Consider the following 22,980-nt stretch of genomic DNA (forward strand, 5'->3'; position numbering starts at 1 on the left):
AAAAAAATAAGATTACACACAAAGGATTAGAATGTTAAACAACATCTCGATTAAATTAAAGATGGCACTTATGATTGTGGTGCCGGTGTTAGTGATACTTTTGTGGCTTACAACAGAGAGTTATAATAGTTATAAAGAGGTAAAAGCTTTAGAGAAGATCAGCGAGATGGTTCTCTTTAGTCAAAAAAGCAGCTCTCTTGTTCACAATCTTCAAAAGGAGAGAGGCGCATCTGCCGGGTTTATAAGCTCAGAGGGTGCAAAGTTTTCATCTGAGCTCATTTCCATTAGAAAAGATACGGATGCGACTCTTTTGGAGTTGAAAAGGTTCTACTCTCTAATCCCCTTGGATGAGTACTCTGCTAGTATGCGCTCAAAGATGCAAAAAGCGGTCGATGCACTCTCAAAGATCGGCGAGATCAGAAAAAGTGTTGACACACTTAGCGTTGCGGTTGCTGTTCCTGTAAGTTATTACACTTCACTAAACTCAGCGTTTATATCCTCAATAGAGGAGATCATTAAGATGAGCGACAACGCTCAGACAAACAATGAGATAAATGCTTTTGTAAACTTTCTCTCGGCAAAAGAGAGAGCCGGCATAGAGAGAGCGGTTCTTTCATCAACTTTTAGTCGGGACAGCTTTGCTCCCGGATTTCACGATAAATTTATAGCACTTTTGAGTGAGCAGAACAGTTTTACTCAGAAGTTTCTCTTTTTTGCATCGCCTAAGCTTAAAGAGTTTTATGATAAAAAAATGAGTGCAGATGCGGTAAATAAAGTACAAGAGATGAGAGAAATCGCTCTAGCAAATCCAAGCGGAGGCTTTAATATAGATGCCACATACTGGTTTGCAACAATAACTTCAAAGATAAACCTGCTCAAAGAGGTCGAAGACGAGATCTCAAAGGATATAAGCCAAAACGTTTTAAAACTTCATGACGAGGCTTTTAGCTCTATGATAATCGGTCTTGTAGTAAATATGATAGTTGTATTCTTTATAATAGGTCTAGGCTCTTTTATCTCGAGAAATCTTATAAAAAAAGTAGATATGTTAAAAAATGAGATAGATGAGATCATAACTTCAAAAGATTTTTCAAAAACTATCACAAAAAGCGGACGTGATGAGATTGGCTTTATCCAAGAGTATGTAAACCAGCTGGTTAAAGCCGCTGATAGATCAATGCATGAGGCAAAAGAGAGTCTTGAGGAGTCTGCAAGATATGCAAAGGAGGTAGAGCAGAGGATAGAAGCGAACAAATTGACCCTCTCTCTAACCGAGCTCTTAAATAATGGTGCCGTATCAGGAGTGGGAAGTGTTCAAGAGGGATTGACACATAATATGGGCTCACTTAAAGATATAAACGATAAAAATGCTCAAACAGGTGTGATTGTTGATGAAGTAAAGCACTCTACCGAGGAGATGGTTCACTCTCTAAACAATATATCTCAGAAGATGCAGGGCAGCCAAGAGAGTTCCGAGCAGTTAAACAACAGTGTAAATGAGATCACAAACGTCATAGCGCTTATTAAAGACATCAGCGATCAGACAAATCTTCTGGCACTGAATGCTGCCATAGAAGCTGCGCGTGCGGGTGAGCATGGGCGTGGATTTGCAGTTGTTGCCGATGAAGTAAGAAAGCTTGCAGAGAGAACACAAAAAGCGACAAACGAGGTTGAAGTAAACATAAACCTGCTTAAGCAAAACAGCTCTATGATGCAGGAGTTCTCAGATCTTATGAATGAAGAGGTCTCTTCATCTCTGGAGAAATTAGAAGAGTTTAACACCAGCCTTTATTCTCTGGTAGATGGTGCAAAAGATATTCAGCTCTCAAATAAAAAGATATCAAACGAGCTATTTATCACTCTTGCAAAACTAGACCATATAGCATTTAAACTAAGCGGGTACAGCGCGGTATTTAAAGATGACCAAGAGTTTAAATTCTCAGACCACACAAGCTGCAGATTTGGAAAATGGTATGTCGGTGATGCAAAAGAGTCATTCTCTTATACTACTTCTTATGCAAAGATTGATCCTATCCATAAGACTGTTCATGACAGAGTTAGAGCAATTCCTGATTATATTAAAGGCGGCTCAGTTAACAATTCAGATAAGATCATTTTGGCATTTAGTGAAGCGGAAAAAGCATCAAAAGAGCTATTTGTCACACTTAATGATATGATGAACGAGGTAAAGTAGTTTTTTAAAAGAGAGGTTTTATCAAGAGATGAGTCTCTTGATAAAAATAAATTATTCGCTAACTTCTACAACTTTTTCAGTTGATTCCCAAACACCGTGTTTTGTACAGTATGCTTGAGCAGTAAGTTTAAGTTTGCTTCCTGTTGGAATGATGTTAAAGGTTACTGTAGCGTGTGCTTTTATATTTCCCAAAGTACCTGGAGTGAAATCAGCACGTGCTAAAAGAGTCTCACCGTTAAAAAGTGACATATTTGCTATGTAGTGATCAAAATCATCAGGGTGAGAGTACTCATTACCCATTTTAACTGTTACACTGAACATCTCTCCGGCTTTAGCACTATCTTCACAGTGGATAAACGGCGAGTGGCGGTCAATATAATCTTTTTTACTTTCTCTCTCAACTGTATCTATATCAACATAACGATTGATTTTTGGCATTTTTAAATCCTTTTATTTTAAGTTTAGGCGATATTGTAACTACAATATCATTTACAAAAAACCTCTCTCGCTCTTTATCTGCATTGATTAAGACTTCTTTAATTTATAAGCATTTAACAAAAATATAGATAAAATCGCGGCATTAATACCCACAAAAAGAGTCTATATTATGATTAAATCTCTATTGATCGAAATTGGCGTTGAAGAGCTTCCGGCGATCCCGCTTTTAAAAGAGTTAAAAAATATTGAAAAAAAGTATGCTGATATTTTAGAGAAATATTCACTGCTGTTCGAGTTTGAATTCTACTACACTCCACGTCGTCTTGTTTTGTGGCACAGAGAGTTTAAAACACAGCAGGATGACAGCGTAGAGGAGTTTTTTGGAGCACCTCTTGAAGTCGCTTACAAAGAGGGCAAGCCTACACCTGCAGCTCTGGGCTTTGCGAAGAAGTGCGGCGTGGAGATAGAAGAGATCGGATCCGCTAAAAAGGGTGCGAAAGATGTGCTTTACTATAAAAAAGAGTTAAAAGGGGAGCCATCCGTACTTCTTCTTGAAAAGATCGTAAATGAGTGGATAAAATCTCTTGAGTTTGGAAAATCTATGAGATGGGGAAGCCTGAACGAGAGTTTTATCCGCCCGATTCGCTGGCTGAACGTGCTTTTTGGCGATGAGCTTGTAGATGTGGAGCTTTTTGGAGTCAGATCGAAAAAAGAGACTTTTGTACACCGCATAAGCAATTTTGACTCAGTAGCACTAAGCGGTGCAAAAGATTACTTTGAGAAACTGCAAGAGGGCGGGGTGACTCTTTTTCCACAGGTAAGACGCGAGGCTATTTTAGAGAATTTTTCAACTCTTGAGAAAGAGAACAATATCAAGATAGAGATAGATGGGGATCTGCTTGATGAAGTAGTAGCAATAACAGAACATCCTACGGCAGTCCTAGGCTCGTTTGATGAGGCGTTCTTGGAACTTCCGCCTGAGGTCATTATCACTTCCATGAAAGAGCACCAGAGATATTTTCCTGTTTTCAAAGATGCTAAACTCTTAAACAAGTTCGTTGTGGTCACAAATGCCCTAACTAATGATTTTTCAAAAGTTATTGAGGGTAACGAGAAAGTTCTGCGTCCTCGTTTGGCAGATGCGCTCTTCTTCTATAACAATGACCTGAGAAATGGACTAAGCACTGAGGGGCTTGAAAAAGTAGTCTTTATGAAAGGACTTGGGAGCGTAGCTGATAAGATAGAGCGTGAGAGAAAAATAGCCAATATCCTGTTTGATATCTATAAACCAAAAGATTCAAGCAAAGAGATGCTTGATCGTGCAATAAGCTTGGCAAAAGCTGACCTGATGAGCGAGATGGTATATGAGTTTACGGAGCTTCAAGGGCTTATGGGCTACTACTACGCTAAAAAATCAGGCCAGAGCGATGAAGTGGCAATTGCCATAAAAGAGCAGTATCTGCCTGACGGTGAAGATAGCGCGCTCCCTACAACTGTTATGAGCGCAATAGTCGCTATGAGCTTGAAGCTAGATACTCTTTTGGGTCTCTTTAGCGTAAATCAGATCCCGACAGGCTCACGTGACCCTTTTGCTCTGCGCCGCGCCGTGAACGGTCTTATAAGAATCACAAAAGAGCATAACTTGGAGTTTGACATAGTTGGTACTGTAAAGCTTTTAAGCAGGGAGTATGCAGAGTTTGACCTCTCTAAACTTGAAGCATTTTTCCTGGAGAGAGTAAGACAGTACTTCAAGGTAAATCCTTCTATTGTCGAGGCAGTGCTTGCAAGCGGCGAGAGAGAGCTTCTAAAAATAGGCAAAAAAATAGAGGCACTTGAGAGTATGGTCTCAAGTGAAGGATTTAGCGACTCCTTCTCAACCTTTAAAAGAGTTGCAAACATAACTAAAGATATTGAGATGTCGGGTGAGTTTAGAGTTGATGCAACGCTCTTTGAAGAGAGTGCGGAAGAGGCTCTTTTTACAAGGTACAGTGAGGTTAGTTCAGCTAAATATGCCTCTTACGAAGAGGAGCTTGATGCTCTTTTGGGACTTAAACCTGAACTGGATAAATTCTTTGACGATGTTATGGTAAATGCAGAAGATAAGAGAGTCAGAAACAACAGAAAAGCTCTTGTTGCATCTATATACAAGAGTATTTTAAATATTGCGGATATTAAAGAGGTGAGCGTTTAAGCTATCTCCTCAATAAGTGTCTTCTTTGAAGTAAGAGCTTTGAGAAGAGAGTTTCTTATGGAGAGGTAGGCACTTTTGTTTTGTGCTAGAATCTTCTCATCTCTTCTCTCTTGCCTCTTAAGCGCATCTAACTCTTTTTTGATGTTGTTGTACTTAAGTATCTGAGACTTACTCGCCATATTTAATGTGAGTCTGTTCTTCTCATCTTTTTTCATCTGTATCTCATTTTGGATATCTCTGACTTCACTTTTAAGACCTTGTGCTTCATTAGGATCTTTTGATGAATCAAGAGAGTCGGTGTAGATATTGAGCCTTTTTATCGCATAGATTATGTTTTGAGAAACTTTTTCTATCTCTTTTGCGATCTTGGCATTGTGCTCGATAGGTGAGAGAGAGTTTATATAATACTCCGAAATAGCCTCTTCAAGCTCCTCTTTTTGCTCTTTTATAGTCTCAAGCGATATTTCTGTCTTTACGTATATTTTGACTATGGACATCATAGATGCAACGTTCCACTTAAGCCCGTTAGATGCTTCGATCTCAGGAACTCTGTATTTTTGTCCGTCTAGTACAACTATGTTTAAAGAGTAGTACTTTAAAAAATCTATAATATATCTGTTTGATGCACTGAGTTCGGAGAGTATAAGATTTGCGATATGGTTAAATACCTCTTTGAAGTGTATTCTAAATACGTAGCCTGAAAACCCTTTAAAAAAGTCATCATTTCTGTCAAACGTGTTTATAAGATGTTCTGTAACGATAGATTGTATAAGAGAAAAAGCGTATTTCTCATATGTCATGTTGTCTATTTTTTTATCCAGCATATAAGTGTCTACAAACTGCTCTGCGACCAGATAGAAGAAGTTTTTGTTCTCCTCTTTTAGAAAAAAGTTGTTGTAAAATGAGCTTAACTCATCTTCATCAAGCCCGTTGTATCTGTTTGCAATAGTGTTTTTCTCTTCATCTGAGACTTTTTTTACACTCTTGTCATCAAATAGTTTTATAAATATCTGTGAGTTTTTTATGATGATAATGTCACTGTCGTTAAGCTCAAACGCTTCTCTAATAGCATACTTTAAAAGCTCTTTTTTGTTTATCTCTTCATTGTTGATCTTGTTTACAAAGTGTGTCAGTTGAAGTGTGAGCTCTTTTTTTAGGCAAATTAGGTCATCTTTGCCGTTATAATTGTACTCTATTAGATCTTCGTTTTTATCGATTATCTCAATTATTGCGTCTAAGTTTATACTATCTTTTGGCTCTGTTTTATAAGGTATCAGCTTTACTTTGAGCTCTTTTTCGCTCACTTTGAACATCGTACACCCTATAGGCTCAAAATGCTCTCTTATTGCGACTTTTACCTCTTGTTGTATCTCTTTGTCAAGTAGTGTATATGATTCAAAATTTTTATCCAAAAAAGAGAGGAGTTTTTCATTGTGCTCGTCACTCCATTTGAAATCTACCGTGGGAGTACCAAGAGATGTTTTTACATGCGTTTTTAGTTTTTGCATCAGCATTTTATAAAACCGCCATATTTGAGAAGAGACTTAGAACAAAAAAACAAGACATAACACTCCAAGAAAAATATATAAATGACTTATTGAAAAACAGACTCAGATGCGGTAAACAAAACATATGCAGAATATGATAAGTAAGTTGCAATCCGACCATCTTGTTCTACACAAGACTCGTGACTTTCCGTCCCTATTTCACAATAAGTTTGGCTTTAGACTTAGTAAATTTTATTTTACTATATGATATTTAAAAGCAGCTAAAAATAGACCTTTAGAGCTATATATTAATCTTCTTTGCTTGCCTTGCTCAGTATCGCTGCTATATTTGAGTGTCCATTCTCTTGTGCATGCATAAGCGGAGTTTTGCCATCGGCATCTTTTGTCTCTATATCGGCACCGCTGTTGATTAGGAGTTCTACGATCTCTTCAAAGCCGTATTTTGCAGCCAGATGGATCGCACAGTTGCCTGTAGAGCTTTTAAAATTGACATCACTTCCATGTTCGATGAGTGATTTTACAAGTTTGTAGTCTCCGCAACATGAGCTTGGAAGCAGCAGGGTGTACCTATCTTCAAAAATCTCATCTGGATTTTGGCTGTTTTTTAGATAGTGTAAAATTGCATTATACTGCTGTGTATTTGTTTTTCTGCATGATTTTGACTCTCTGTTTGAGAGTTTTTTGCAAATCCTTAAAATTGTCTCACGTCTGTCGCTCTCATCCAGCTCTGCTCTTTGGTGCTCTATCTGCTCTTCATCTTTTTTATTTATAAACAGAAATGGAAGATAAATAAGAGAGGGTATAAAAAATGGGATAAACCACTGCTCTTTGATAGTTTGGCTCATAAGTGTGTAAACTACTAAGGGGGTTAGTAGGAGAATCAAAACTCCAAAAATTGCATTTTTAAAAGTTTTTCTTAATTTAAAAGGAACTCTTGGAAGGTGCTCTTTGGAACTCTCATCTTCAGATCTTACAAAATGGATGTTTTTAAAAGCCTCAAAGATTGAGGATGCCCAAAACCATCCTAGAAAAAAGAGTAGAATAAGAACTGCTATATTTTGAAGATCATTCAAGCTGCTCCTTTCTCTAATGATACCTTACTTTTGATCTAGGATGTTTTAATTATCTGCGGAGGAAATTTTGAGAACGCTTTTTTAAAAGCATTTGCTCTTACGTCTTTGAACTTTCCAGTTGCGATAGGAGGCAGAAAGTATGCTCCCTCTTCGCTCTCTTGGGCATCATGATTGTTGTCATACATAAATGCTATCTCTTTGCCGAGTTTCTTTGCCTGAGCCGAGAGATTTCTGGCATAAGCGATGATATTTTTGTGATGTCTGTCAAACTTGTTACCTGAGCCAAAAAAGACAAATTTACCGCTTAGACGGATATTTAGATAGTCATGGTAGTTAAGCTCTCTGTCGTATCTCGTGAGCTGATTGCTCGTATATTTGTCCAAATCCGCATCGAACTCCTCTAAAATAGGCGTTGGCTCTATATTTGGCTTGTTGATGTTAAAGAGATATTTTATCTCTATAAGTTTGCCTCTGTATCCATCTTTTATGGCAGAAGCAAATAGATTACAGTTGTTGTCGAAGTTTAATTCACAAAATTTGCCGTCAAACTCATAACCCTGAACGGCAAGCTTTGTGTTGGTGTTGTAGCCGATAGGAGCAATAGTTGGGTTGTATAAAAATATAGTTCCAATTACAGATTTGCGCTTTTTGCTTAGCAATTCCTCTAGTTTTTCTATATCTATTACTTCGTTATCCTCTGGTATATAGATATACTGCTCTACTAGATACTCTATATCAAAACTTGTTAAAAATTTTCCAAATGCTTGCAAATTAAACCCTCTTTATCTTTATGCGAATTATACTACAATTTCAAATTATTAACGAGGGAAGAGCTTTATGGAGTTTGGATTTTATCTAAAGAAGTTTGTTACGTTTTTTATTGAACCGCTTGGTTTTGTACTGGCGCTTTTTACCATTGGGCTCTACTTTTTGCTCGCAGATAAGAGAGGTTTTGCAAAACTATTTTTATCCCTCTCTTTTGCATTTTTGCTTCTATTCTCTTATGAGCCGTTCTCAAATTTTTTAGTAAAAAATCTTGAAGAGAGCTACCCCAAATATGACTACAATAGAGACATAAGATATATCCATGTTCTTGGAAGCGGACACAATACGGATGAGTCGCAGCCGCTCTCATCAAATATAGGCTCATCAGGCATTAAAAGAGTTTTAGAGGGTGTCATTATTCATCTGCAGACTCCAGACTCAAAGCTTGTGTTTACTGGTTATGAGGGAAATACAGATATTGCAAATGCAGTTATGAATGCGAGACTGGCGGCATCTCTAGGCGTTGAAGAGAAAAATATGATCATAAATCCTGAGCCAAAGGATACTAAAGAGGAGGCCCTCTTTTTAAGAAGCATAGTTGCAGATGAGAAGTTCGTGCTTGTAACATCCGCAACGCATATGCCAAGGTCTATGAAGCTCTTTGAATCCCTCGGTTTAAACCCTGTCGCGGCACCTACCGATTTTCGTAAAAAAAAGCATACAGGCTACTTTAAAGCGCCAGATATTGACTCACTACAAAATTCACAAATTGCAATTCACGAATATTTTGGAATTTTGTGGAGTATCATAAAAAAGTAGGGTATAAAAAGCAAACTTTTTGTTATATTTGTATAAGATAACATATCAATCAACAGAGTTTAAGGAAGTTCGTTTATGCATAGAGGCTTAAAAAATTTATATCTTATTTTTATCTTTTTTGCACTGTTTGCCCAGAGCAGTTTTTCAGATATTATAAAGGTGGATGGAAAGACACAAAAGGTAGGAGTTACTAAATTCTCTGAGCTTTTTATAGATGATCAAAGCCACTTCTCATACGAAGATGTCTCAGAAAATACATTTGGAGACAACTTTAAATCCTCAAACTCTACTGCAGTCTCATCAAAGACCCCAAGAGAGACAATATGGCTTAGATTTAACATTGTAAACTCAAGCAACACTACTTTTTCGGGCAAGCTTGAGATACCTATAGTTTGGCTAAATAAAGTCGAAGTATATTTAAGAACTCCAAGCAAAGATGCAAACAGAACTTTTGATACGCTAAAACTCTCTGATATAAAAGAGGTTAACGCAAGGTCTTTTTTTATTCCTCTTGAGATGAGCGCACTTCAAAGCTCCACTATTTATATCAAGGCTCAGGGCGTAAACAAAATGGCATTTGCACCTAAGCTCTACTCGCTTGAGAAGGCGGAGTCACGCACTATATATATCGCTATGCTAAACGGTGCTTTGATCGGCATACTACTTGTTATATTTTTGTATAATCTAAGCAACTATTTGACTCTCAAAGATAAAAACTATCTCTTTTATCTCTACTATCTAGTCGGTCTGCTCTTCTTGGTGGGCACATACTACGGATATAACATTCAGCTTCTGTGGGACAGTAGCTATGAGTTTAACGAGAATATTTACTACCCGATAGTCGCATTTAACTTTTTAACTGCCCTGCTTCTTAGTAGAAACTTTTTAAAAGTCGAGAGTCAATCTGCAAAAATTGACAAATATCTGTTAATTCTGGCAGGGTTGTCTGTTCTTCTTGGTATATTTGGACTTATCTTTGGCAGCTGCAACAGTTCTGCTTATGCAACTCTTATCTTCACGCTTGTAAACTTTATATTTTTGGTATCAATCTCTGCTATTTCTATAAAGCAAAATATCTCTGGGAGTGGCTACTTCTTGCTGGCATGGCTCTTCCTGTCGGTTGGAAATCTGGTTCTTATCGGTTTGGTCTTGGGCTTTATTAAGTATAGCGATTTGGTATATGACATATATGCTGTTTTGGTCGTGTTAAATATTCTGATGATCTCGTTTGCAATGGTTGAACGCATCAGGGATGAGGAGTCCCAGTGTGAATTTAAGGTGCAAAAAGAGCATGAAGTAGCAAGTAAGCTCAATATCTCAAAAAAAGAACTTAGAGAGTTAAATGAAAAACTTCAGCGTAAACTTGCAAGACAGGAGAAGGAGCTTGAGACAAAAAGCAAAGAGTCTCAGATGTTATCAAATAAAGATGAAGTTACTAAGCTCTACAATAAAAGTAAGCTTGAAGAGATCCTCACAAACGAGCTTCACAGAGCAAAAAGATATGACTACGAATTTAGTGTAATTGTTGCTAACATTGACGGAATGAAAGAGATAAACGATACGCACGGTTATGAAGTTGGAAACTCTGTAATGAAAGAGATGGGTGAACTCTTTATTCGCCATATCCGCTACTTAGATACGGTGGGTAGATGGAGTGATAACGAGTATCTTATAATATGTCCACAAACAGGCGGAAAACACGCATTTACGGCGGCGGAGCACCTTCAAAGCTATGTAGAGAGAAATAAGTTCTTTTTTATAGGTAAAGCAACTGCCAGTTTTGGAGTTACGGATTGTCAGCCTGACGACACTCTTCAAGAGCTTCTAAAAAGAGCCTATGAGGCTCTTGCAAAAGCGAAAGAGGGTGGAAAGAACAGAGTCGAAATACTATAATTCGACCCTTTTAAACGTAAGCAGACTCTTTTAGGTATCTGTTTACGGTAAGTTTTGAAAACTTATCAAGATACTGCCAGAAGTCATCTTTGATATTCTGGTCAATATCAAGCTCCATTAACACCTCTCTAAACGTTCCGAGCCACTCATCTCTTGACTTTTCGTAGATAGAGAAGTTTTTGTGAATATCTATCATATACTGATCAAGATCCTTGCCCTTCATCTCCTCATCATAGATTGATGGACCGCCGCATATCTGAATAAAGAACTTTGTGTTCTTTTTCTTCACCTCTTCAAACTCTTCGGGATCTTGAGGAAAAAAATGTGCTATGTTGCTCTCATAGATACGGTCGTAGAACTTATACATAAGCTCCTGCATACCGTCATAACCCAGCGCTTCATAAAAAGCAGGATCAGGGTTTTTAAACTTTACATCTTCGCCTTGGATCGCTTTTGTTATTTCGTAGCTCATCTTTTTTTCCAATACTTAAAATTGTCAAAATATTAGCAAAAGTTGGTTAATATTTTATCTTTGCCAGATAGAGTCCGTTGCTTTTTGCGGGTCTAATTTTTTGGTTTTTCTTGCATAAAAGCTGTTCTTTGATCTCGGCTTCATCAAGAGCAAGAAGAGCGCCAACCATCATTCTGATCTGGCTTCTTAAAAATCCGTTTGCCTCGAAATTAAGTATGATGTAACCTTTGTATCTATAGGCGAAAGCTTTATAGATACTTCTTCTAGTGCTTTTTACATCGCTGCCGCTTTTCATAAAAAACTTAAAATCGTGTTCGCCGATAAAGAGTTTTATATTTTGCTTTAACTTTGAAAAATCAACACTTTTAAAGAGGGTTACAAAATTATCTTCAAAAGGATTTTTTGATGACTCTTTTATTATGTAGCGATATACCCTTTTTTTAGCACTGTATCTCGCATGAAAATTATCATCGACGGCTTTGGCTGATTTGACTAAAATTGAAGCGCTAAGCATCTTGTTTAGAACTTTTTTTAGCTTATCTAAGTCACTCCAAAAGAGAGGCAGGTCAATATGGCAGACCTGTCCGGTCGCATGTACGCCTCTGTCAGTTCTTCCGCTGGCGACTACTTTCGAGTCTATATTTATTTGGCTCAGAACGTGTTCCAGCTCTCCTAAAATAGTATTTTTTGAGCTTTTTTGTGTTTGCGAACCCAAAAAATCCGTACCGTTATAGGCAATAACTAGAGCACATCTCATCTAAAACTTGGATACTATCATTTTTTTGTAGATCAAGTATGTGGCTATAAGCCATCCTACGATCATTACGGGGATCGCATAAACTGATATTACTAGCTGAAGAGCGACTGCAAGGGCATCATATATGATTATTGAGAGGAACAAGAAGAGGTACACTTTCCCCTTTTGATGTCTTACATGAACTATCCCTATACTTGCAATGAGAAAGAGGCTTAGAATTGGAAAGAGAGAGAAGAGGGTGTTGGTAATAAGTCTCTTTTGCGTCTTTATAGATGGCTCTTTTGGAAGCCAGTACTCCATCGGTGTCTGATACTCATCTAGTTCTGTTTTCATCGTATCGTTTATAAACATAGTCTCAAAATCTATCTGCGTAAACTTCTCCTCTGAGTAGCTGTAACCCTCTCCGTCGGTAAGCTTTAGACGCAATATGCCAGAGTCGTTTATGATCTCGGCTTTTTTAGCACCTATTATCACCTCTTCGTTCTGTTTTTTGTTAAATAGTATTACGTCCGAGTAGGTCTCGTTTTGGTTATCTTTTCCTATATAGAGAAGCCACTCTCCAAACTTATGTCCAAACTCCGATGCGGAGAGATTGAACTTTGCTTCGCTTTTTTTATAGGAGATAAAGTTGTTCGAGAGAACTTTTGCATGCGGAAAAAGGACAAAGAAGTTAAAGAGCATAACAATTGACAAAAACAGAGCAGGGAACAGCAGTGTTTTTAGGATTACTTTAGGGCGGATACCGAGTGCAAAAAGCACTACTATCTCATTATCGTTTGAGAGCTTGAAGAGTGCTAGGGTTGCCGCTATAAAAAATGAGATAGGCAGAGTATAAAAAAGAAGCTCCGGAAGCATAAAGAAAAAAAGCTTACCCATCTCAAACAAAGAGAGCTGTATAACAGCCGTATAGGTAGCCATCTTAATCAAAAATACGACCGATGCAATTGAAAAAAGCGGTAAAAATATAGATAAAAATAGGATCGAGAGAGACTGCTTTATATAGTTTTGTAATATTATCATTAGTAAGTGGCCTCTATGTATCTTAAAATCGGGGTATCAAACATGTAGACTATAAATGTCGCCATTGCCAAGAACGGAACAAAAGGAACCTTCTGCTCCTCCTTTGACATCTTTAAAACAAATAGCATAACGGGGAGTGCCAAAAGTGCTGAGAGAAAAATTGCCGCGAGTGTTAACTTGACTCCAAGTAGCGCTCCCATAGTAGCTGCGACCATTATATCGCCTTCCCCCATAGCCTCTATAAAAGGGTATGTATGATAGTTTTTGCTCCACGATGTCACTCTTTTTTTTGCTTCTCTATGAGCAGATGATGTCAAAATATATGAGAGAGCAAATCTAAGCAGGGTAAATCCGCCCGCAAAGAGCAGGGCATTTTGGAAATTCAGGGCAATGCCTCCTATGCTCCAAGCGCCAAATATTGCAAAAAGCAGAGCTAAAAGATTTAAAGAATCAGGAACCATCTTATACTTAAAGTCTATCATGGAGAGTGCTAAAAGCGTTAAAAAACTAAAACCTATCAGCAGAGCAGGAAAACTAAGTCCCAGTTTTAAAGCCAGAGCCAAAAATATAACTCCCGATATTATTTCGATAAACGGATACTGCAGTGATATTTTTGAGTCGCAATACGCGCACTTGCCTCTTAAGAATATCCATGAAAAGATAGGTATGTTATGCCAAGGCTTGAGGGTGTTTCTACACGCAGGGCAGTGTGAAAAACCATCCATAACGCTCTCATCTTGAGGGATTCTAAGGATAACAACGTTTAAGAACGAACCAAGCAGGACGCCCAGTATAAAAGCGGTTGTGAGTTCCACTATTTCAATCCTCCAAATCTTCTCTCAATTTTTGTAAAATCTTTTATAATTCTCTCAAGTTCATCCGTCGTAAAGTCAGGCCAGAGCGTATCGGTGAAGAAAAGCTCTGCATAAGCTGCCTGCCAAAGCAGAAAGTTAGAGAGTCTGTGGTCTCCGCCCGTACGGATAAGAAGATCAACATTGTGTTTGCAGTCAAGCGCATTGGAGAGCATCGCCTCTGTGATATCCTCTTGTGAGTTTTTGATCCCATTTACGGCTCTTAGTATCTCGTCATGAGCGCCGTAGTTAAGTGCTAGTGATTGAACAAGACCGTCACAGTGTGCAGTTTTCTCCTGAACGCCTTTAACAGTCTGCTGAAGAGATTTTGAAAATGCTCTCATATCTCCTATGGGCTCAAACCTGATGTTGTTTTGAAGATAGTTCTCAAGCTCGCTCTCCAGATATTTCTGCAACAGTTTCATCAAAAACTCTACCTCAAGGCGAGGTCTTTTCCAGTTTTCGGTCGAAAAAGCGTAGAGTGTGAGTCTCTCTATATCTTCATCTTTTGCACAAAACTCAGTGATCGCTCTGACAACTTTTGCACCTGCTTCATGCCCATTGACTCTCTTTTGCTCTCTTAGCTCCGCCCATCTGCCGTTTCCATCCATGATTATGGCTATATGTCTTGCTCTGTTCATATCTTTTTTGCATGCTCTAGTATTTGAAATGATACGCTTAGTTTATCAGAGCTTGGGATCAGCTCTTTTTTATTTGCTAATATAAACTCTATCTCGTTTGTATCACTTCCAAAGCTTGATGAGTCTTTTAAAACATTGAGGCAGACCGCATCTACGCCTTTTGAGTCTATCATTTTTAGAGCGTTGGTTATTGCGTGCTCTTTGTCCATCTCGGCTTTAAAGCCTATTGTGGTTATCTCATTTTTATCAATAGAGCTTAAAATATCGATATTTTTTTTGAGCTTCAGTTCCCACTCATCTCCAAGCTGCTCTTTTTTGAGCTTTGAGCTTTGCGGATACTCTGCCACATAGTCGCTAACTGCTGCCGCCATAAAGAGGTATGGCTTTTTTTGTATAAGATGTATCTGCTCCTCTCTCATAAGCGTTGCTTTAGAGAGCTTGCCTTTTTTAGCTATACGCACCGAGTCTCTTAGGTACTCCATCATCTCAGCGGAACTCTCAACATCTATGGTGTATAGGTCTTGCGGGAGATCTTTGTCAAATTTTGTAGCTATAAGATTTACATCCGCACCTCTACAGTAAAGAGCAGTTGCAAGGGCAGAAGCCATCTTTCCGCTTGAGAAGTTTGAGAGGTAACGCACTTCATCTATCTTCTCAACAGTTCCGCCTCCCGTTACTATAACGCGTCTGTCCGTCCAAAACTCATCTTTAAGAACTGTTTTTGCACAGTGCCAGAATATCTCCAGCGGCTCAGCCATTGCGCCATCACCCACTGTTTTACATGCAAGCTCTTTTGTCTGCGTCTCTATTATTTCATAGTTAGCGATTGCCAGCATCTTGAGATTTCCCTTTGTTATGGGATTGTTTATCATATTTGTATTTGCTGAGGGCGCTATCACTTTTAGATGCGGATAGGCTAGGGCGCACTGCAGAAGCATATTGTCGGCTATCGCGTTTGCAAGTTTTGCTATGGTGTTTGCCGTTGCGGGAGCGATAACAAAAAGATCCGCCCATTCACCAGCTTTTATGTGGTTGTGAGAGTCTGTCCAAGATTCGTTCATATCATCCAGAACTCTGTTTGAGGTAAGAGCTTCAAAACTAAGCGGAGTTACGAACTTTTTAGCCGCTTCACTCATAACTACTTTTACCTCTGCGCCGGCTTTGGTAAGAAGTCTTACAAGCTCAAGCGACTTATAAGCCGCGATCGAGCCTGTAACACCCAGTAGTATTTTTTTGTTTTTTAGCAAGTTTGATGGGATGAGCATTTTTTACCTCATAAGTATTAATGGCGGCATTTTAACATAAAAGAGCTGATTAGAGCTTACTTTTGTCAACCTCTACTCCACCATACTCAAGTGTGTAAATGAGGTCGGTAGTGTGGAGCTTGTCAAAGTTCTCAAGCATGATCTGACGCAGGTACTCCTTCTCTTCCTTTTCAGCTTTAATCAGACTAGGGGCAAATATCCCTTTTCTCTCAAGAACCAATGATGTAATATCTTTGTCCATCTGAATATGGTTCATAAGCTCTTTTATATCGGTCTCAAAAATAGAGCTAAGCATAGAGAACATTCCAGCAAGATAGGCTTTGTCTTTGTTTACACGGTCAGCTTCAGCTTCCATCTTTTCGGCTCTTCTAAGAGCTAGTGCCAAAATAGTCTTGGATGCAGGATTTTTTGAGACCTCCGAGTAGAGATACAGAAGCAGCCATCTTAGCAGTTTGTCTCTTCCCATAAGCGTGATAACCTGCATCAAAGACTCTATTTTGACATTGAATTTTTTTGAGTTGTTGAAAAACTGAACAAGCTTGTATGAGAGATCTGGCTGTTTTTTTATGAAAAACTCAAGCTGTTCTGTGCTGTTGTTGTCCTTTATGATCTTTATAAGCTGCAGAATTATAAACTGTGCAGGCTCTTTTGAACCTATGATCTCTATGACTTCTGGCTTGTCAAGATAGTACCCCTGATAGTAATCAAACCCCATCTTTGAGTACTTCTGATAATCCTCTTTTGTCTCTATGTTCTGCGCCAAAAGCTTGATTCTGCTGCCTTTGAACTTCTCCATCACCTTCTCAAGGTTCTCATGCAGGGATAGAACTACGTCCATTTTAATGATGTCTATGTAGTTAAATAGTCTGTTGAACTTTTTTATCATCTCGGCACTTGAGTCAAAGTGTTCAAGTGAGAATCTGAAGCCTCTTTTTTTGTACTGTATGATCTTTGCGATCACTTTTTCATTCAGATCAATATCTTCTAAAATATTAAGAACAAACCTGTCTTTGTCCAAAACGTCCAATATCCCTTTTTGAAGCGACTCCTCATCCACGTTTACAAATGCCAAGACCTTAGAGCCCAAAAGCTTGTCTAGTTCGTTGCTGGTTATTGAGCTGATGATTAGCTGTGAGGTTGCTCTGATCTTTGTCGAGAAGCCCGTAGGCTCCAGTGAGCTGTCCTTAAATACTAGCTCGTAGGCGAAAAGCTGGTTTTTGTTGTCAAAAATCTTCTGTTTGGAAATGTTAATTATGTTCACGTGCAACTTCCTCGGTTTTCTCTGTTTTACATTCTAGCACGAAAAAAATTAACGTGGGATTTTGATATACATCAAGCAGAAATATTTATAGAGTGATAGAATTTCAACTTATAATAATTAAAAGGATAGTTTATATGAAGAAGATGTTATTACTTGCCTTCGCATTATCGTCACTGATTTTTGCCGAATCGCAAACACAGACATGTAAAAAGTGTCATCCGGCGATAGTTGATGAGTTTGAAAACTCAATGCACAGACAGTCATCAATTTACGATGATACGATACACAAAGCTGTATGGGATATGCACCCTGCAAAAGAAAAAGGTGATTATGCGTGTGCCGAGTGCCATACTCCAAATGCAAAAGATGAGGATGATGCCAAAAAAGGCATAACATGCGCTAGTTGTCACACAATAAAAGACGTAGAGGAGCATGCAAGTGCTAATAAGAATGTTTATAGTAAAGATAAAAAGACGTTTTACTCGGCAGAAGCCGGCAGAGAGGGAGAGAAAGTAGTCTATAAAAAAGAGAGCTCATGGTTTGGGCTTAACAAAAGTACAGTAGGTTCGCCGTATCACGATATAGACTATACAAATGAGAAGTATTACAGCGCACAGGCTTGCATGGGCTGTCACTCTCACAGACAAAACTCTGCTGAGTTTATGATATGTGAAACATCAAAAGATGGTGCGCAAAATAAAGATGAGAACTGTATAACGTGCCATATGCCAAAGGTAGATGGAACAGCCACAACTCTCACTGAGACTAAACAACACGCTTTTCACGGTTTTGCGGGAGCTAGAAAAAATCCCGAAATGCTCTCAAAATATGTTGGAGTTGATTTTATAAAGAGCGCAAACGGTTTTGAGGTGATTATTGAGAACAAAGCACCTCATGACCTTATGCTTCATCCGCTAAGAGTGGTAGAGCTTAGAGTAAATCTTGTAAAAGATGTTAAATCAGTATCTTTAAAGACGCATACTTTTGCAAAAATAATAGGTAATGAAGATGGAGCTTCTATGCCGTGGCTGGCAGATAGAGTTGTATCTGACACAATGCTTAAAGCAAATGAGAAAAAAAGCATAAGCTATAATGATAAAGTTCACAAGGGAGATAAAATAGAAGTGATACTTGGATACTATATTGTTAATCCAAAAGCTCTAAAAAAGTTAAATCTGCAAAAAGATGAAGATGCTAAAAAGTTTACGGTTCTTAAAGTACAAAGTTTTATAGCAGAGTAGCCAAAAGGCTGCTCTACTCAAATCTTGACTGCTTTGCCGACCTCATCATCGTTGTAAATACTGTGAGTTCCGTCACAAAAAGGGAAGTTGTTGCTTGTCTTGCACATACAGATATGGTACTGTTTTGTCTTTTCAACAGTTACCTCTTTTGGCAGGCACTCTGTTACTTCATGGCTTCCGTCGCAAAAAATACCCTCTTTGCTTCTTCCGCACGCGCAGATCATATATGTGACCCCCGCTTCAAGAGTCACACCTTTGGGTTTGTTGTGAAATACGATCGCATCTTTACACATGACATCTCCTTTGATAGATACGCACTATTATAGTGGCGATTTTATCTAAATGTCAAGGTAAAAACAGCTATATGGAAGAAGATACCGTAAGCTGCAGTTTCTCTTTCTGGTTTAGTTCTTCTACGGCTATGCCGTATAAAGAGCAAAGCTCTCTTTTTGCCTCTTCGCCAAGGTTGTTTAGATCTACGACATAATCAACGTAGTCATCTTCCTCTGCTATCTTCATCTTAAATGTAGAAATCTGCTCTTTTGTCGGGTGTGTTTTAATTATTTTGTACACGGTTGACCTCTTGTTTTTAAATGGTAATATTGGAGTGGAATTGTATTATTTTTTTTGATTTTTGCGGTAATAAAATTAAGTGGTTTATAAAGTTGTGTAAATAGGGGTGTTTTGGGGGTTTATGATAGTTATGAGCGGAGAGATCCGCTCAAAGAAAGATTACAGACCTGTAACGTTTTCTGCTTGTGGACCTTTTTCGCCCTGACCAATTTCAAAAGTTACCTTTTGACCTTCGTCTAGTGAAACACGACCGTAGCCTGTGCTGTTGATTTGACGAAAGTGTACGAATACATCTTTACCGCCATTTTCTTGTTCGATAAATCCGAAACCTTTTTCACCATTGAACCATTTAACTGTACCGTTTACTAATGCTGCCATTGTAATACCTTTGTGTTTGAATACACCTCATTGCTGAAGTGGTCTAAAATCTAATATGAAGCTTTTCTTTTAGTAGCGGATTATACTGTTAACTAGGTCATCAATGTAAAGCAGACTAAAGATGTAACTCGAATCATCTTTTATTGAGGGAAGTATAACTGAATAAAATGTAAATGTATATAGATTAGGCAAATTCTTTTTAAAGTTGTTGTTTTTTATTGTGTTAAAAAGAAAAACGAGCAATTCGGATGCAATTGTAAAGTATAGTTTTCCAATTAAGTAAAATAGGGAAATAAAGATGAAAATAAACCCAGACTATAAATCAAGGTTTCGCATACTAAAAGGCGGGAAGATAGCTTTAGTCATAACTGCACTTATAGGGAGTATAACCATGTTGAGTGCAGCACCGAGCGATGGTGTCGTGACAACTGGAACAGCAACCATCTCCCAGACGCCCAATACCACGACCATAACCCAAAGCACTCAAAAAGCCAGTATAAACTGGCAAAGCTTCTCTATTGCAAGTAATGAGACGGTAAACTTTGTACAACCATCTTCCTCTTCTGTTACCCTAAACAGAGTCATCGGCAATAGCGCTTCTACCATTGCAGGTAATATGAATGCAAACGGTCAGGTGTTCTTGCTAAACCCTAACGGTGTTATCTTTACAAAAGGTTCTCAAGTCAATGTAGGAGCACTTGTAGCTTCTACACTGAATATGTCAGATACAGACTTCAATAACGGTAACTATGTACTCTCAGGTTCAAGCAGTGTCTCTGTCTTAAACCAAGGTGACATCACTACTGCAAACGGCGGGTATGTCGTCTTTGCTGCAAAGAGCGTAACCAATGAAGGAACCATAACTTCACAAGAGGGAAATGTTCAGTTGGCTTCGGGTGAGCAGATCTCTTTAAACATCAACGGTAACTCTCTGCTCTCTCTTACAATAGATAAAGGTACTTATGATTCTCTTGTATCTAACAAAGGAATTATTCAAGCAGACGGAGGAAGTGTCTATCTGACATCCCAGGCGATGGATTCTGTCTTAAGCGGTGTTGTGAACAACTCAGGTGTCATTGAAGCTCAAAGTATCGGTACTAAAGACGGAAAGATCGTTCTGTTCGCTCACGGAGGTAGTATTCATGCAGGAGGTACTTTAGATACAGGTGCAGGTACGGGTTTCATTGAGACTTCAGGAGAAGTGTTCAGCTCTGATGATACTTTACATGTAACGACAGGTGAGTGGCTTATTGACCCTGTAGATTTGATAATTGATTCTACTCTGGCAAGTACCATATCAACTACGCTAAACGGTGGTGCGGATGTTACCCAGTCAGCTACAAATGACATTACCGTTTCTGCTCCTATTAGTTGGAGCAGTAATATATTAACTCTTGATGCAGGCAATAACATCAACATAAATACTCAGCTTGACCTCACTTCCACGGCAGGACTATTTTTAAAATATGCACAGACTACATCAAGTGGTACTTACAATGTTTACGCTCCTGTCAATATAGCATCAACAGGTAGTTTCTCTACTCAGCATGCCAGTGATACCGTTGTTAACTATACCATTATCTCCGATGCAACTGCGCTTCAAAATATCAACAGCGGACTCTCTGGTAAGTATGCACTAGGAAGCAATATCGACGCTTCAAGTATTGCCAACTTTGTGCCGCTTGGAAAGATTTCAACGCCATTTACAGGAAAATTTGACGGGCTAGGGCATGCTATTGACAAGCTAACTGTAAATTCATCTGATTTATTAACAGATGTTGGATTGTTCGGTGATATAAGCGGTGCAACAATCGAAAATCTTGGCCTTACCAATATCGATATAACATCAACAAATAATTATTCTGTTGGTGGGTTAGTCGGGTTTATGAATAATGCTTCAACAATAAAAAAGAGTTATGTAGATGGTGGAATAATAAGAAATACAAATGCCAATAACGGTACAGGAGGATTTGTTGGACAGATTTATGATGCGGCGAGTAACATCTCAGAAAGTTTTGCAAATGTTGCAATAGTTAATACAAATACAATACAAAATGTAGGTGGATTTGTAGGAGAAAATGGTGGGGTTATTAAAGATAGTTATGCTTTAGGAAGTATAGATAATGCTGATTATACAGGGGGATTTGTTGGCTGGAATAGTAATGAGAATCAAACTTCAACAGGTTCTATAATCAATAGCTATGCAAATGTAACAATAACAAATAGTACGCATACCGGAGGATTTGATGAAAATTCGGATACTAAAGCAAACTTTACAAACTGTTATTTTAATACCGCCACCGGATTGACGGATAATAACCCAGGTGTTTCAGGATTAAGTAGTGCCCAGATGCAGCAACACTCGAACTTTGCCGGATTTGATTTTACAAACACATGGATCGGTTATGATGGGCATACCGCTCCTTTACTTCGTGCTTTTATGGTACCTTTAACAGTAACGGCGAATGATGTCACCACAACCTATAATGGAACTGCCCAAAGTGCAACTGGAGTAAGCTACTCTATCGCTTCACCAAACTCTCTACTTTTAGGTTCAGTTGGATATACATTTGGGACAAATAGTGTTACAAATACAGCGGGAGATCATACCAATGCAGGGAATGTTGCCATTACTCCTTCTGGATATTACTCCACACAACAGGTCGGCGGATATGCTGTTTCATTTGTAGATGGAACGATGACCATAAATAAAAAAGCCATAAGTATTTCAGGTCTAAGTGCGGATAATAAAGTGTATGACGGTACGACGAATGTAAATATTTCAAATTGGGGAAATGTAAGTACGGGAGTGGGAACTGAGACACTCACACTCAATCATGGCACTGCAAGTTTTAGCGATCAAAATGTAGCAACTGCAAAAATAGTCACGGCAACGGGTTACTCTTTAGCCGATGGAACAAATGGAGGAGTTGCTTCAAATTACACTCTTTCAAGTTCAAGTACGACTGCTACTGCTGATATTACGGCTAAGGTATTAACAATCAATGGACTAACAGCGGATAATAAAGTGTATGACGGTACGACGAATGTAAATATTTCAAATTGGGGGAATGTAAGTACGGGAGTGGGAACTGAGACACTCACACTCAATCATGGCACTGCAAGTTTTAGCGATCAAAATGTAGCAACTGCTAAAACTGTTACTGCAATCGATTACTCTTTAGCCGATGGAACAAATGGAGGCGTTGCTTCAAATTACACTCTTTCAAGTTCAAGTACGACTGCTACTGCTGATATTACGGCAGCTGCAAGTCCAGTAACTAACCCAGTAACTACTCCAACGGCTAATTTATCAATGCAGAATTTGTTAGCAAATATATACAATATAAAAGAACCAGATGATATGAACAAGCAAAATAAAAATATCTATCGGCTAAATAATTATCAATATCTCTCATCTGGCTTGGAGAAGATTTTTTATATCGGTGACATCCTAATAATAAATAGGATGCCGGATATCATAAATAATTTAAGATTAGAAGGAAAAGAGAATCAATTTTCAATTAAAGGAGCAAGTTTATGAATAAAAATAACATAGAGACAACTTGAAGAGAAACACTTAAAGTTATGTGTTTGTAGCAATCTGTTTGACATAAGCTATGTTGTTTATAGTCGTTAT

At 38.4% G+C, this 22,980-nt stretch carries 20 protein-coding genes and 1 riboswitch; of the genes, 6 read left to right on the top strand and 14 right to left on the bottom strand.

The features are described from left to right. Positions 1-31 precede the first annotated feature (31 nt). On the top strand, positions 32-2,194 hold the full coding sequence (locus FCU45_RS03750) for a methyl-accepting chemotaxis protein (protein WP_137012422.1): 2,163 nt from the start codon (positions 32-34) through the stop codon (positions 2,192-2,194). Positions 2,195-2,245: 51 nt separating this feature from the next. On the opposite strand, the gene FCU45_RS03755 is transcribed toward FCU45_RS03750, so the two are convergent. Further along, positions 2,246-2,632, bottom strand: a complete 387-nt coding sequence (locus tag FCU45_RS03755; RefSeq protein ID WP_137012424.1) for a class II SORL domain-containing protein — start codon at positions 2,630-2,632, stop codon at positions 2,246-2,248. Between the two features lie 169 nt (positions 2,633-2,801). Here FCU45_RS03755 and glyS point away from each other — a divergent pair, with 169 nt between their 5' ends. Further along, the gene (glyS, locus tag FCU45_RS03760; RefSeq protein WP_137012426.1) at positions 2,802-4,823 is read left to right on the top strand and encodes a glycine--tRNA ligase subunit beta; all 2,022 of its coding nucleotides are present in this window, start codon (positions 2,802-2,804) and stop codon (positions 4,821-4,823) included. Here the strand turns inward: glyS and FCU45_RS03765 are convergent. The 3 genes from FCU45_RS03765 to FCU45_RS03775 all read right to left on the bottom strand — a co-directional run bounded on the left by FCU45_RS03765 (position 4,820) and on the right by FCU45_RS03775 (position 8,174). Continuing rightward, positions 4,820-6,337: a hypothetical protein gene (locus FCU45_RS03765; RefSeq protein ID WP_137012428.1), complete on the bottom strand. Its 1,518-nt coding sequence runs from the start codon at positions 6,335-6,337 to the stop codon at positions 4,820-4,822. The two genes, glyS and FCU45_RS03765, sit on opposite strands and share 4 nt — an antisense overlap. Before the next feature lie 137 nt (positions 6,338-6,474). Continuing rightward, a riboswitch (cyclic di-GMP riboswitch) is annotated at positions 6,475-6,555 on the bottom strand. A gap of 63 nt (positions 6,556-6,618) precedes the next feature. Further along, positions 6,619-7,404 (bottom strand): ankyrin repeat domain-containing protein, encoded by a 786-nt coding sequence (locus FCU45_RS03770; RefSeq protein ID WP_137012430.1) that lies wholly within the window; start codon positions 7,402-7,404, stop codon positions 6,619-6,621. 35 nt (positions 7,405-7,439) lie between these two features. Further along, positions 7,440-8,174 (bottom strand): hypothetical protein, encoded by a 735-nt coding sequence (locus FCU45_RS03775; protein WP_137012432.1) that lies wholly within the window; start codon positions 8,172-8,174, stop codon positions 7,440-7,442. 67 nt (positions 8,175-8,241) lie between these two features. Here FCU45_RS03775 and FCU45_RS03780 point away from each other — a divergent pair, with 67 nt between their 5' ends. Both FCU45_RS03780 and FCU45_RS03785 read left to right on the top strand, forming a co-directional pair. After that, positions 8,242-8,988, top strand: coding sequence for an ElyC/SanA/YdcF family protein (locus FCU45_RS03780; protein ID WP_137012434.1), 747 nt, complete (start codon positions 8,242-8,244; stop codon positions 8,986-8,988). Positions 8,989-9,063: 75 nt separating this feature from the next. After that, on the top strand, positions 9,064-10,881 hold the full coding sequence (locus FCU45_RS03785; protein WP_137012436.1) for a sensor domain-containing diguanylate cyclase: 1,818 nt from the start codon (positions 9,064-9,066) through the stop codon (positions 10,879-10,881). 10 nt (positions 10,882-10,891) lie between these two features. Here the strand turns inward: FCU45_RS03785 and FCU45_RS03790 are convergent, their stop codons facing one another. From FCU45_RS03790 to FCU45_RS03820, 7 genes are read right to left on the bottom strand one after another with little or no spacing between them, the layout of a single operon-like run. After that, positions 10,892-11,353, bottom strand: a complete 462-nt coding sequence (locus tag FCU45_RS03790) for a globin domain-containing protein (protein WP_137012438.1) — start codon at positions 11,351-11,353, stop codon at positions 10,892-10,894. A 46-nt stretch (positions 11,354-11,399) separates the two neighbouring features. Further along, entirely contained in the window at positions 11,400-12,110 is a 711-nt protein-coding gene (gene truA, locus FCU45_RS03795) for a tRNA pseudouridine(38-40) synthase TruA (RefSeq protein WP_137012440.1), read from the bottom strand. Further along, complete coding sequence (locus FCU45_RS03800) at positions 12,111-13,130, bottom strand: LptF/LptG family permease (RefSeq protein WP_137012441.1); 1,020 nt, start codon at positions 13,128-13,130, stop codon at positions 12,111-12,113. After that, a complete protein-coding gene (locus FCU45_RS03805) occupies positions 13,130-13,945 on the bottom strand; it encodes a prepilin peptidase (RefSeq protein WP_137012443.1) in 816 nt (271 codons plus the stop codon). Before FCU45_RS03805 ends, FCU45_RS03800 begins: the two co-directional genes overlap by 1 nt. Next, positions 13,945-14,622, bottom strand: a complete 678-nt coding sequence (gene uppS / locus FCU45_RS03810) for a polyprenyl diphosphate synthase (RefSeq protein ID WP_137012445.1) — start codon at positions 14,620-14,622, stop codon at positions 13,945-13,947. The genes FCU45_RS03805 and uppS overlap by 1 nt, the downstream gene beginning before the upstream one ends. After that, positions 14,619-15,887 carry a bifunctional phosphopantothenoylcysteine decarboxylase/phosphopantothenate--cysteine ligase CoaBC gene (gene coaBC, locus FCU45_RS03815; RefSeq protein ID WP_137012447.1) on the bottom strand — a complete coding sequence of 423 codons (1,269 nt, stop codon included), beginning with the start codon at positions 15,885-15,887 and terminating at the stop codon, positions 14,619-14,621. Before coaBC ends, uppS begins: the two co-directional genes overlap by 4 nt. Positions 15,888-15,936: 49 nt before the next feature. After that, positions 15,937-17,148 carry an EAL and HDOD domain-containing protein gene (locus FCU45_RS03820; RefSeq protein WP_137012449.1) on the bottom strand — a complete coding sequence of 404 codons (1,212 nt, stop codon included), beginning with the start codon at positions 17,146-17,148 and terminating at the stop codon, positions 15,937-15,939. Between the two features lie 134 nt (positions 17,149-17,282). Between FCU45_RS03820 and FCU45_RS03825 the strand changes: the two genes are divergently transcribed. Further along, a complete protein-coding gene (locus tag FCU45_RS03825; RefSeq protein ID WP_137012451.1) occupies positions 17,283-18,389 on the top strand; it encodes a multiheme c-type cytochrome in 1,107 nt (368 codons plus the stop codon). Positions 18,390-18,406: 17 nt separating this feature from the next. Here the strand turns inward: FCU45_RS03825 and FCU45_RS03830 are convergent, their stop codons facing one another. The 3 genes from FCU45_RS03830 to FCU45_RS03840 form a co-directional block, all read right to left on the bottom strand. Continuing rightward, a complete protein-coding gene (locus FCU45_RS03830) occupies positions 18,407-18,682 on the bottom strand; it encodes a CDGSH iron-sulfur domain-containing protein (RefSeq protein ID WP_137012453.1) in 276 nt (91 codons plus the stop codon). Between the two features lie 67 nt (positions 18,683-18,749). After that, entirely contained in the window at positions 18,750-18,962 is a 213-nt protein-coding gene (locus tag FCU45_RS03835; RefSeq protein WP_137012455.1) for a hypothetical protein, read from the bottom strand. A gap of 159 nt (positions 18,963-19,121) precedes the next feature. Next, entirely contained in the window at positions 19,122-19,340 is a 219-nt protein-coding gene (locus tag FCU45_RS03840; RefSeq protein ID WP_137012459.1) for a cold-shock protein, read from the bottom strand. A 298-nt stretch (positions 19,341-19,638) separates the two neighbouring features. Here FCU45_RS03840 and FCU45_RS03845 point away from each other — a divergent pair, with 298 nt between their 5' ends. Then, positions 19,639-22,884: a two-partner secretion domain-containing protein gene (locus FCU45_RS03845; protein ID WP_137012461.1), complete on the top strand. Its 3,246-nt coding sequence runs from the start codon at positions 19,639-19,641 to the stop codon at positions 22,882-22,884. Positions 22,885-22,980: the final 96 nt, after the last annotated feature.

The organism is Sulfurimonas crateris (assembly GCF_005217605.1).
Lineage (GTDB): Bacteria > Campylobacterota > Campylobacteria > Campylobacterales > Sulfurimonadaceae > Sulfurimonas > Sulfurimonas crateris.